This window comes from Herminiimonas sp. (assembly GCF_030645555.1).
Classification (GTDB): domain Bacteria; phylum Pseudomonadota; class Gammaproteobacteria; order Burkholderiales; family Burkholderiaceae_D; genus Oxalicibacterium.
Window position 1 is genome coordinate 1 of sequence record NZ_JAUSME010000248.1, and the last position, 11429, is coordinate 11429.

The following is an 11429-nucleotide window of genomic DNA, read 5'->3' on the forward strand; positions in this document are numbered from 1 at the left end:
TTGATTTGACCACGGTGCATGGCCATGCCCAGACGCGTAAAGACCGCAGGCTCAATCCCTTGAACTCGGATTTCGATCTTTATAGCGTAGGCAAAGATGGCTTGAGCAGTTCGCAAATTACACATCGCACTAGCCTGGACGATGTATTGCGCGCCAATCAAGGCATTTTTATAGATCTGGCTGCGAACTTCTGATTCCATGCGTATAAACGGGAAATTTTTGCGGAGCAGGGTTTCGAGGCGCATCGCCATCCTGTTCCTTATTGCCGCCCTCCTTCCGACTTCGCTGCTGGCAATACTTACCTACCGCAATGTCACGCAGCTGATGCAGGAACAGCTGCGTAGCGAACTGGTAGAAAGCAGCCGGGCCTATGCGATGGCCATGCTGGGGCGGCTGGGTCTGGCCCGTTCCGTTCTTGAAAATATAGCGCCAGGTTCACAGCGCGGTGCGTCCAGTGTGCGCCTTCCGATGTTCGATGCGATAGACCATATCGATACTGGCGACGCGCAGGCAAACCGCAAGCATCCGGCGGCGCAGTATTTAAGTGACGCCCAGTTAAAAGAAATCCATACAGCGAAAATTCCTGTCTTGACCATAGTGCCCGCAAATGCAGCGGCAGAGACGGCGCTGGTTTTCCTGTCGCTACCCGTGCATGGCGAACGCGATGGCGTGCTGCTGGCGCGCATCAGTCCCAGCTATTTATGGGGCGAGCGCGATGATGTCAGTGCTGCTTACAACATCTGCGTCTACGGCAAAAATATTCGTCTGTATTGCGGCTACCCGGACGAGGCGCAGATAAAGGCAGGCAGTGCACTGACGCAGGACGGTCAGTGGCAATTGTTTCTGACATCGGAATTTCGGGCCGATCCGTGGACGATAGTGACTGCCCGCCGTTTTTCGCCTGGCAAAGCGGCTCTTTCAGAGTTTTTTAATGTGTACCTTGGCGTCGCGGTGCTGAGCGTGCTACTGATCATGCTGCTCAGTCTGGTCCAGATACGCCGCACCATGGTGCCTCTGGAAAAACTGATCGATGGCGCCAAGCGCATTGCTGCCGGCGACTATAGGGAAATCAGCGTGGACTCGCAAGACGAGTTTGGCGACCTCAGTGCTGCAGTCAACAAGATGTCATCCCGCATCGAATGGCAATTGAACACGCTGCAAACGCTATCTGCGATCGATCATGAGATGCGCGATCAATTGAACTTGCCCCGTTTGATCAGCATGGTCGCGGCCGCGATGCGGAGCATCGTTCCCGGAGCGACGCTGTACGTCGCCCGTCAAGCGCCAAACGAGTTTGAATCGGGGCGATTGTTTGTTCAAAAGGGTGAAGATGCGCCGCTCACTGAAGATGATGTCCGGATATCGGACCGCGAGATAGCACTACTCGCAGAACACGCAAACGGCGTCATGAACCGCCCGCCGCCACCCTTTCCTGGCCTGGCTGCAGGTGAAGCCGGCTGGAGCATAGCCTTGCTATGGCATGGCCGTGGCTGCGGGATGTTGTCGCTGGCCTGGCAAGGTGCGGCGTCGCTGGAGCAAGAGTCGCTTGCCGGGCTTACCGAGCTGGCCAATCGCATTGCGGTCGCGATCCAGATACAGGAACGGGAACAACGCTTGTTATACCAGGCGCTGTACGACAGTTTGACCGGCTTGCTCAACCGTCATGGTGTAGAGGAAAGGATCGCGCAAATAACCGCTACCGATACTCCTGCTGCCGTGCTGTACGTGGATATCGATCGCTTCAAGCTCATCAATGACAATTTCGGCCACAAAATGGGCGACTTGCTGTTGCAGGTCATCGCGGCACGATTGCGGGAAGCCACTACGGGTATTGCCGGCCGACTGGGAGGAGATGAATTTATATTGCTGCTGCCGGGGGAAGATTGCGCTGAAAAAGTTGCGGCAACTGCATACATGCTGATGGAATTGCTGACCCGGCCTTTTGCGATTTCGTCAGAGCAGTTTTTGCTGACATGCAGCATAGGCATCGCGCTGCATCCGGCCGAGATCAATGATGGTCTGACCTTGATAGAACGCGCAGACATTGCGATGTATCGCGCAAAACAGAGCGGCCGCAACGCTTACCGTTTTTATGATGCCGCGATGAACGTCGAAAATCACCGGCGACTGGAGCTTGAAGCCGACTTGCGTCTGGCCTTGAAACGGGATGAATTCCTGCTGCATTATCAACCCAAGGTGAGCCTCAAGACCGGTGAGATTCTGGGTGCTGAAGCATTGGTGCGCTGGCGTCATCCGACTGCAGGCTTGATCCCGCCCCTGCAGTTTATCGGCCTGGCTGAAGAGACTGGGTTGATCGTGCCGCTGGGTACATGGGTGATGCGTGTAGCGTGTGCGCAAGCCCTGCTCTGGAACCGTGCAGGCATCAAGCCTGTGAGCATCGCAGTGAATGTGTCGGCGCGCCAGTTTGCCGAGCCGGGATTTGTCGATGTGGTGGCAGACATATTGCGGGACACCGGCTTGCCAGGTACATGCCTGGAGATAGAAATTACCGAGAGCATGATCATGAATGATGTCGAGCATGCGATTTCGATTTTCCATGCACTCAGGAAGCTGGGCGTCGTGTTTTCCATCGACGATTTTGGCACCGGCTATTCCAGCCTCTCCTATCTCAAGCGTTTCCCGATCAGTGTATTGAAGATAGATCAATCGTTTGTTCGTGACATCGAACATGACCAGGGCAATCGCTCCATCGTTGCATCGATCATCGGTCTTGCGCACAACCTGCAATTGCAGGTGCTCGCCGAGGGTGTGGAAACAGTGGCGCAGCTGGATTATCTTCAGCAACAGGGTTGTGATGAAATCCAGGGGTATTACTTCAGCCATCCGATCGAAGCCAGCCAGTTTTCCTCCATGCTGGCAGAAGATAAACGGCTGGCCTTGTCCCTGCCTTTGCGATCCAGTGGAGACGACAAAGCGCTGCCGGCCAATTAGTCACAGCCAGCTGGCGCACACGCACATTACGCAGAGTGTGACAGCAAGCGTCGCCTGAAAAGCAGATAGACGGTGCGTACCGTTAGATTGCCTATGAAAAAATTGGCGCCGACAAATATCGGTATCGCCAGTATTTGCGCAGCACCGATACCGGCCAGCGCCAGTTTCAATCCGACCACCGTTGCCGCGCTCACGCCGAAGGTATAAGCCCAATACGAGGGAGAAAAAGGCTGTGCAGCCAGCCAGCTTCTCAAGCGTATACCCAGCAGCAATTGAAACAAGCCATAGCCCCACAACATCAGCAGCCAGTGATCGGTACTGCCCGGGCTTAAGATTTGCCAGGCCATGGCACAGACGACAGGAGGCGCAAACTGTATCCCGAGCAAGGGTCGCTGTTGCGCGGGCATCCCGGTGGTGTGCCAAAGACGCTGGATTACCAGGGATTCCAGTGCCAGCCAGGAAAATACACCCGCACCGAGAAACAACCAGCCCCAATCGGCATGCCCCAGCGCGCCCAGTGCCGCCGCGCTGGTGAAGTTGCCGGCCACCGTAGGCAGATAGAGCGTGGGCACTGTGTCGAGTGCGTCGCGCCCGCCTTGCCACAGGATGCCGGTGTGCCACAGCGAGAACAGCAGATGCCAGCATATGCCGGTCATGGTCAGTACATACGCCAGCGGGCGCGAGTAAGGAAGCGCGGCCAGCGCGATCAGCAGCGTTGCAACGGCAAGCAGCGCGGGCGTACTGCCTTGCACCGGATGCTGAAATTCGTTGCGAACCAGCAGCGGCTTGCGCAGCGCCTGGATGACGTAGTTGAGCAGCAGCACTAACCAGATCAGCGTCGCCAATAGCAACAAGCTCTCAGCTATCCAGGGTGGCATGCCCCATAAGGGAACGGCTACGCGCCATGCCTGTCCGAGCCCGGAAAATCCGAGCACGATGCCAAAAAATGATGCGGGAAGCGGCATGCGTGCCATATTTTTATTCCTTGATGGTGGCAATAGAGGACGGGTACGCAGGCTGCGGCAGCGCACTGAAGGAATTTTATCAGACTGATTTTGCTGGCAAGCTGCAGTGAGCGCTGAAAAATTTATTTTCCGGATAGTCCTGTATGGGCTCGCTGCAAACATATAATCCCTTTCCCATAGCAAAAAAGGTGTCGCATGATCCGTCTATCCATTTCAAAATTCTCTACCGTCACGGCAGCCGTGCTGGCCACGCTTGCAATGGGCATGAGCAGTCTGGCGCAGGCGCAGCAAGTATTGCGCGTCTCCGCGATCCCGGATGAAGCGCCGACTGAACTGCAGCGCAAGTTCAAGCCGCTGGGCGACTATCTGGAGCAGAAGCTGGGTATGAAGGTCGAATTCACGCCCGTCACTGACTATGCGGCATCGGTGGAAGGCTTGATCAACAACAAGCTCGACATGGTCTGGTTTGGCGGTTTCACCTTCGTGCAGGCGAATGTGCGCAGCGGCGGCAAGATCGTGCCTCTGGTACAGCGTGAAGAAGATGAAAAATTCAAATCCGTCTTCATCACGACAGATAAATCGATCAACAAGCTGGAAGACTTGAAAGGCAAGAACTTCAGTTTCGGCTCGGAGTCGTCGACTTCCGGCCATCTGATGCCGCGTTCGTATTTGCTGGCAGCAAAAATCAATCCCGATACCGACATGAAGCGCATTGCATTTTCCGGCGCGCATGACGCTACCGTGGCTGCGGTTGCCGGCGGCAAGGTAGATGCAGGCGCGCTCAATATCTCGGTCTGGGAAAAACTGATCGCGTCCGGCAAGGTGGATACCCAACGCGTACGCGTGTTTTACACGACGCCCGGTTACTACGACTATAACTGGAGCGTGCGCTCGGACATGAATCCTGTCGTGCGCAAGAAGTTGAGCGACGCGTTTCTGGCCTTGAACAAGAATGATGCACAAGGCAAGGAAATCCTCGAGCTGCAGCGCGCGACACGTTTCATTCCAACCAAGCCGGAGAATTATGCGGCTATCGAAGCAGCGGCACGCAATGCCGGCCTGCTGAAATAAGTTTGCCCGGCCACCTCCGCGAGATATGCGGAGGTGGCCGTTTGCGAAAATCTGATCAAGCCTGCATGACATTTCATCTTCAAGATATCAGCGTCCACCACAGCGGTGCGGCCAGCGCATCCTATGCCTTGCGCGAATTGACGCTTGCGATACGGCCAGGCGAACAGCTGGTGCTGATCGGGCCATCCGGCGCGGGAAAAACCAGTTTGCTGCATACGCTGGCCTGTGCGTTGAAACCTGAGCACGGCAGCATCACTGTGTTAGGCACCGATCCATGGCAGCTGGCCAGCGCCGAGCGCCACAAGTTGCGCGCACGCCTGTTCCTGGCGCCGCAGACGCCGCCCATGCCGCCGCGCCAGCGTGTGGTCAATGCAGTGCTCGCGGGCTTGTTGCCGCAATGGAGCGTATGGCGTGCGATGCGATCGCTGATCAAGCCGGTCGACCCCGGCGCGGCATTCCATGCACTGGCGCGCTTCGATTTGCAGGACAAGCTGTATGCACGCGTAGATCGCCTGTCCGGCGGCGAACGTCAGCGCTGTGGCATGGCGCGTTTGCTGGTTTCCAGCGCCGAGGCATTTCTGGTCGATGAGCCACTCTCGGCGCTCGACCCGACGCTGGCGCTGCAGACGCTGGCCGTCCTGCAGCAGGAAGCCGCGCAACGGCAAGCGACCCTGGTGTGCAGCCTGCATCAAGTCGAACTGGCGCGGGCCCACTTTCCGCGCATAGTCGGCTTGCGCGATGGCCGGATCGTGTTCGATGCCGCCAGCGAAAATGTGAGCGACGCCATGATAGCCGCCTTGTACCGCAATGGCAGCAAGGACGACGATCAGCGCAGCGAGCCGGTGGCGCTGGACGCCGTCACTGCGATCCCGCGTTGCTGATGTTCCCGCCCGTCTCCCCAGGCATTCCCGAGCGCGATCCGGCCTGGCGCGGCCGCCTGGTCGGCGTCGCGATTGCGATCATCGTGTTGTGGCCGATGCTGGTGATGGCTGAATTCAAACCGTGGATTTTATTCGACGCGCAAAGTCTGGCGGCGACCTGGAATTTCCTGGCGAGTTTTTTTCCGCCTGCACACTCGCTCGAATTTCTGCAGATGGTTGCCCGCGCCACCTGGGAAACCATCGCGATGGCCACTGCCGGCATGACGCTCGCGCTGCTGGGCGCCATCCCGCTGACCTTGCTGGCGACGGAACGGCTGTCGATTTCACGCCTGGGCACTGGCCGGGTTGCGAGGCTGGCAGCGGCAGCGCGCCAGCTCATACGCTGGCTGCTGGTGCTGTTGCGCAGCGTGCCGGAACTGGTGTGGGCCTTGCTGCTGGTGCGCATAGTCGGCCTGGGCCCGACTGCCGGCGTGATTGCGATTGCGCTGACTTACTGCGGCATGCTGGGCAAAGTGTATGCCGACATCCTTGAATCCTCCGATGCCACTGCCTGCGATGCCTTGCTGCGGAATGGCAGCAGCCGCCTGGGCGCATTGCTGTATGGCGCCTTGCCGGAGGCTGCGGCCGAGTTGGTTTCGTATACAGTTTACCGCTGGGAATGCGCGATACGCGGCTCGGTCGTGATGGGTTTTGTCGGCGCTGGCGGACTCGGTCAGCGCATGGATGAATCGATCAAGATGATGGCCGGCGGCGAATTGTCGACGATGTTGCTGGTCTTTGTGCTGCTGGTTGCCGGCGCCGACGGCGTGTCGGGCATGTTGCGCAGGCGGCTCGCATGAAAGCCGCGATGAATTTACAGCCCCCTGCACCACCGGCTGTACGCTGGTCGACGGTGCTGCTTTTTGCCGGCCTGGTGCTGCTGGTGCTTGCCAGCTTCTACACGCTGCCATTGAAATGGCGCGAGTTTTTTGCGCCTGAAGCGATGCGCACCAGCATAGAATTCCTGCGCGGCTTTTCGCCTCCAGAGATGGGGGCAGGATTCCTCGGCAAGCTGGGCCTGGCGACATTTGAAACGCTGGCGATGTCTGCCATCGGCACCTTGCTGGCGGCATTTTTCAGCCTGCTCTTGAGCCTGCCTGCGAGCGGCCGCTGTGGCGTCACGGCGCGTCTGGCCACGCGATCGGCATTGAATGTGCTGCGCTCGATACCGGAACTGGTATGGGCTTCCATCCTGCTGATTGCAGCCGGACTGGGGCCTTTTGCCGGCACGCTGGCGCTGGCCTTGCACACGGTCGGCGTACTCGGCCGCCTGTTTGCCGATGCGCTGGAAAACTGCCCGCCGCTGGCCGAAGCAAGCCTGCGCATCAATGGCGTGCATCCAGTCGCTGCCTTCCTGTATGCGACGCTGCCGCAAAGCAGTCCGCAAATGATGTCGTACACACTGTACCGCTGGGAAAACAATATCCGCGCCGCGGCTATCCTCGGCGTGGTCGGTGCCGGCGGCCTCGGCCAGATGCTGAAGTATCACCTGTCGCTGTTTCAAATGCAGCAGGCTGCCAGCGTGATCATCGCGATGCTGTTGATGGTTGCTGCCGTCGATGCCGCGAGTTTCGGGCTGCGGCGGGCGATGACGCGCTGACAGGCTGGACGGCATGGCCTGCAGATGCCGCCGGCCAGTCAGGGAATTGAAGTTCGTGTTTGATTGTCAGCAAGCAAGTGCCTCCCTCCTTCTACCCTCCGCGCTCTTGCGCTGCCCTCCCCCGTTTGATGTAAATCAAAGTTGCTTCAGCAATCGCTCGGCTACAGCCTTTTCCTCTGGACTCCCGGCATCCTTGCCCTTACGCTAAAAAACCTGATGCTGCGATAGCGTCGTTCCGGCGTGCAGGTCAGATGCATCCGGCGCCTCAAGTCATCCAGCCATCCAGCCAGAAAGAGTAAATCTCATGACTACACCGATCGCCAATACGCCCGTCAGCACCTTGCCACTCGTCGCGCCGCCGACCATGTCGGCACAGGTCGCATCCAGTGATCTGGAGGCGTTACTGCTGCAGACACTCTACCGGCGCAAAACCAGCCGCGACTTCAGCGATCGTGCTGTCAGCCTTGAAACCCTGTCCAGACTGCTGTGGGCCGCATGCGGCTGCAACCGGCTGGACGACGGGCACCGCACCAATCCCTCCGCGATGAACTGGCAGGAAATCGATATCTATGTCGCGCTGGCGCAAGGCCTCTATCTGTTCGATCCGCATGCCTTTGTGCTGCGCCTGGTGCAGGAGCACGACATCCGGGCAGCCACCGGCTGGCAGGATTTTGTCCCCAAGGTACCGATCAATCTGATCTACGTGGCCAATCTGGCGAAAATCGATGAGGCGCCGATCAAGGATCAGAAATTTTACGCGGCGCTCGATACCGGCTTCATCAGCCAGAATGTCTATCTGTTTTGCGCGGCTGCCGGGCTGGCGACGGTAGCCCGCGGCTGGGTCGATCGGCCCGCGCTGGCCAAAGTCATGAATCTCGGACAGGAGCAGCGCGTCATATTGGCACAATCGGTCGGTTATCCGATGGCTTGAGTACGGCTCCACGGCAGTTGCTGCACAAGGCGCAGACGCGCACATCGGATATGGATATCAAGAACCGACGATCGGCTGAACAATCCGCGACCACCATGCTGGCGATGGTGCTGGAGCATAGCTATATGCCCTTGCAAGCCATGCGGGTGCCGGTTCCTGTCCCCTCGGCTCACGAAGTCTTGATCAAGGTGCTGGCCTGCGGCGTCTGTCGCACCGACTTGCATATCCTCGACGGCGAATTGCCGCTGCACAAAATGCCGCTGATACCGGGTCATGAAGTCGTCGGCATCGTGGTCCAGCGCGGCGATCTGGCGCAGGAATTCCCGCTCGGCGCCCGCATCGGCGTGCCCTGGCTGGGCGGCAGTTGCGGCACTTGCGATTTCTGCCGGATGCAGCGGGAAAACCTGTGCGATGCAGCGCTTTACACCGGCTATGACCTCAACGGCGGCTATGCGCAATACATGGTGGCCGATGCGCGTTATGCCTTCCTGATCCCTGAGCAATATGACGATGCGCATGCCGCACCGCTGCTGTGCGCCGGACTCATCGCTTATCGCGCCTATGCGATGACAGGCGATGCGAAGCGCATAGGCTTGTATGGTTACGGCGCGGCGGCGCACATCATTGCGCAAATCGCACGGCATGAAGGCAGGGAAGTGTTTGCCTTTACGCGCCGCGGCGACACCCGCTCGCAGCAATTTGCCCTTGGTTTAGGCGCGGCTTGGGCCGGCGATAGCGATGCCCGCCCTCCCGCCCTGCTGGATGCGGCGATCATTTTCGCCCCGGCCGGCGAGCTGGTGCCGCAGGCCTTGTCGGTCAGCCGCAAGGGCGCGGTTATTGTCTGTGCCGGTATCCACATGACGGATATCCCGCGCTTCCCGTATGCGTTGCTGTGGGGCGAGCGCTCGGTGAGATCAGTCGCCAACCTGACGCGCGCCGATGGCGAGGCATTTTTCGATCTGGCGCGGCAGTTCCATTTGCAGACGGCCCCTGTCATGTACGCGCTGCAGGACGCCAATCAGGCACTCGCGGCGCTGCGTGACGGCACCTTCGATGGCGCCGCCGTTTTGCTCACTGGAGCGGGAGCTTGAGCGGCACGTTGAAGCAAACGCACATCCAAACGCAAGTGCAGTGGTTTTGACCTACATCAAGCCGTCAGCGTTGTGATGGCAATATTGTATGGTTCAGTCACCCATTCCCTGGAGTCAGCATGATCTCACCTACCCTGGCAGCGCAACTCGAAGCCGAGTTGCAACAGCACCGCAAATACATAGTGAACGGCATCCGCTCGCATCTGGAACATGGCGATGACATAGACCAGACCACGTTCAATCAAATCGCCGAATCCGGCGATGAAGCGGTGGCCGACTTGATCAATGACACTGAAATTGCGCAATTCGGCAATGAACTGGCCGAGCTGCAAAAGATCGATGCTGCACTGTCGCGCATCAAGGCTGGCACGTATGGCAGCTGTATCGCATGCGGTACCGACATCGCGCCGCAAAGGCTGCAAGTTCAGCCGGCGGCGGCACGCTGCCTGGCATGCCAGGCCGAGCTGGAAGCCGAACAGCAGCGCGGCATTGCGCCTGGCGCCACACTGTAGCTGGCGCATTGCGATCAGCATGCGCGGCTGGGCTGCTTCATCGCGTCATCCTACATGTCTGAAATATTGAGCATGACGGCAGCTTTTTTACCTTGCACCCAGACATGCAGGGGCAACGCGCCTGCGGGCACGGTTGCGGCAACAAACTTCTTCGCAACGGCATCGTAGTGCAGCCATGAAGGCAAAGGCTGGCCCATGAAGGTGCTGATCCGTATCGGCTCCTCATCCCCTCCCGCTTGCGCGAATATGCCAGCCGGCAAGGAAAACTGGAAGCCGGCATGTGAATAAGCCGTTTCGCCGGACAGGGCTATCGAGACGATGCCGGCTTGCTGTTCATCAGGATCGCGTATGGTTCTGACCAGTATTTCAGTACTGTTTTTGGCGGCCGCCACCGTTTTCACAAGCAATGCATCCAAGTCTGCGGCTCTCAGGTCCGACGTTTCGAATCGCAGCGTATTGCGCGTAGTGGGTGCCGGCGTACTAAGATTATGCAGGGTCAAAATACTGGCCGTAGTGGTGCCGCTGTCGCTGAGCAGCGTGTAATTGTCTGCCGCCGCTCCTCCCAGCGTGATGCCCGTCAGGTAAACAGTCTTGCCATTGCCGATATTGGGCGTGTTGAAATTGCCAGTGACAGTGCCGACAGTGAGTACGTCGCCGGCGACGCTGCCGTTATAGACGGCAGCGCTCGTGTTCAACGTTGCATTCGTATTGCCATCCACTGTTTTGTTTGCCGCCGTGATTCCGCTCACGCTGCTTATCGCTGCCTTGGTGATGCTCATCGTGCCATTGCCGAGTACCAGCGCATAGTTTTGACTATTGGTGGCACCGGAGTTGATGGTGACCGGTCCTGCCGCCACCGGCGTGTTGAATACCGCCGTGGTAGTCCGGTTGACGCCTACGCTGGCAGCGGTGTCGCCATCGATGTAGCCGGACTCGGTGCCGGTAAATACCGGATCGGCCTGCCCGTATGCACGGGTGGCGTTATTTGCCGTAATCGTCAGCGTCGGCGCTATGCGGTACAGGAACATATTGTCCGTGCCACCGGGCGTATGACTGGCGGCCGTGTTGTAGCGTTTGCTGTAGCCGCTGACGCCTTCGGTGGTGGCCGCCGGATCGCCACTGTAGACCAGGTAGCGGCCGTTTGCAGCACTGATGCCGGTGGCGCCGACATTGTTGATCAACTGGCCGCCAGTGCTGACGCCCGCCGCATTGCTGCTGGCAGCCTTGAGGATGATCGCGTCGCCTGCAGCGGCCGAGGTTACCGCCGCATTGAGCGTCATGTCGGAAGCGATGCCGGTAGTCTCGACTTTGGCAGCCCCTGCAGTATTGATGCCGGCCACACCGACAGTGCCGACGCTCAAGGCATTGGTCTGGCTGTAATCGATGC

At 58.8% G+C, this 11429-nt stretch carries 10 protein-coding genes and 1 pseudogene; 9 read left to right on the forward strand and 2 right to left on the reverse strand.

From position 1 onward, the window contains the following. Positions 1 to 194 (forward strand): annotated as a pseudogene (locus Q7T06_RS09665) (prepilin-type cleavage/methylation domain-containing protein); the annotation flags it as partial. 25 nt (positions 195 to 219) lie between these two features. Then, a complete protein-coding gene (locus Q7T06_RS09670) occupies positions 220 to 2952 on the forward strand; it encodes a bifunctional diguanylate cyclase/phosphodiesterase (RefSeq protein ID WP_304784075.1) in 2733 nt (910 codons plus the stop codon). A 26-nt stretch (positions 2953 to 2978) separates the two neighbouring features. Here the strand turns inward: Q7T06_RS09670 and tehA are convergent, their stop codons facing one another. After that, entirely contained in the window at positions 2979 to 3926 is a 948-nt protein-coding gene (tehA, locus tag Q7T06_RS09675) for a dicarboxylate transporter/tellurite-resistance protein TehA (RefSeq protein ID WP_304784077.1), read from the reverse strand. Between the two features lie 186 nt (positions 3927 to 4112). On the opposite strand from tehA, the gene Q7T06_RS09680 reads away from it, so the two are divergent. From Q7T06_RS09680 to Q7T06_RS09710, 7 genes are all read left to right on the forward strand, one after another. Continuing rightward, entirely contained in the window at positions 4113 to 4988 is an 876-nt protein-coding gene (locus Q7T06_RS09680) for a putative selenate ABC transporter substrate-binding protein (protein ID WP_304784079.1), read from the forward strand. A gap of 65 nt (positions 4989 to 5053) precedes the next feature. Further along, positions 5054 to 5869 (forward strand): phosphonate ABC transporter ATP-binding protein, encoded by an 816-nt coding sequence (locus Q7T06_RS09685; RefSeq protein ID WP_304784081.1) that lies wholly within the window; start codon positions 5054 to 5056, stop codon positions 5867 to 5869. Then, a complete protein-coding gene (locus Q7T06_RS09690; RefSeq protein ID WP_304784084.1) occupies positions 5869 to 6708 on the forward strand; it encodes an ABC transporter permease in 840 nt (279 codons plus the stop codon). The genes Q7T06_RS09685 and Q7T06_RS09690 overlap by 1 nt, the downstream gene beginning before the upstream one ends. A gap of 8 nt (positions 6709 to 6716) precedes the next feature. After that, the gene (phnE, locus tag Q7T06_RS09695) at positions 6717 to 7508 is read left to right on the forward strand and encodes a phosphonate ABC transporter, permease protein PhnE (protein WP_304784086.1); all 792 of its coding nucleotides are present in this window, start codon (positions 6717 to 6719) and stop codon (positions 7506 to 7508) included. 304 nt (positions 7509 to 7812) lie between these two features. Next, on the forward strand, positions 7813 to 8439 hold the full coding sequence (locus Q7T06_RS09700; RefSeq protein WP_304784088.1) for a SagB/ThcOx family dehydrogenase: 627 nt from the start codon (positions 7813 to 7815) through the stop codon (positions 8437 to 8439). A 95-nt stretch (positions 8440 to 8534) separates the two neighbouring features. Next, positions 8535 to 9530 carry a zinc-dependent alcohol dehydrogenase family protein gene (locus Q7T06_RS09705; protein WP_304784093.1) on the forward strand — a complete coding sequence of 332 codons (996 nt, stop codon included), beginning with the start codon at positions 8535 to 8537 and terminating at the stop codon, positions 9528 to 9530. Between the two features lie 119 nt (positions 9531 to 9649). Then, positions 9650 to 10042 carry a TraR/DksA family transcriptional regulator gene (locus Q7T06_RS09710; protein WP_304784089.1) on the forward strand — a complete coding sequence of 131 codons (393 nt, stop codon included), beginning with the start codon at positions 9650 to 9652 and terminating at the stop codon, positions 10040 to 10042. 50 nt (positions 10043 to 10092) lie between these two features. Here Q7T06_RS09710 and Q7T06_RS09715 read toward each other — a convergent pair. Next, on the reverse strand, positions 10093 to 11429 hold a 1337-nt coding region (locus Q7T06_RS09715), incomplete at its 5' end, for a YDG domain-containing protein (RefSeq protein WP_304784091.1).

Bases quoted from the DNA above. Each gene is read 5' to 3' on its own strand.
- tehA (WP_304784077.1), bottom strand. From the start codon at position 3,926: ATGGCACGCATGCCGCTTCCCGCATCATTTTTTGGCATCGTGCTCGGA.
- Q7T06_RS09680 (WP_304784079.1), top strand. From the start codon at position 4,113: ATGATCCGTCTATCCATTTCAAAATTCTCTACCGTCACGGCAGCCGTG.
- Q7T06_RS09685 (WP_304784081.1), top strand. From the start codon at position 5,054: ATGACATTTCATCTTCAAGATATCAGCGTCCACCACAGCGGTGCGGCC.
- Q7T06_RS09690 (WP_304784084.1), top strand. From the start codon at position 5,869: ATGTTCCCGCCCGTCTCCCCAGGCATTCCCGAGCGCGATCCGGCCTGG.
- phnE (WP_304784086.1), top strand. From the start codon at position 6,717: ATGAATTTACAGCCCCCTGCACCACCGGCTGTACGCTGGTCGACGGTG.
- Q7T06_RS09700 (WP_304784088.1), top strand. From the start codon at position 7,813: ATGACTACACCGATCGCCAATACGCCCGTCAGCACCTTGCCACTCGTC.
- Q7T06_RS09705 (WP_304784093.1), top strand. From the start codon at position 8,535: ATGCTGGCGATGGTGCTGGAGCATAGCTATATGCCCTTGCAAGCCATG.
- Q7T06_RS09710 (WP_304784089.1), top strand. From the start codon at position 9,650: ATGATCTCACCTACCCTGGCAGCGCAACTCGAAGCCGAGTTGCAACAG.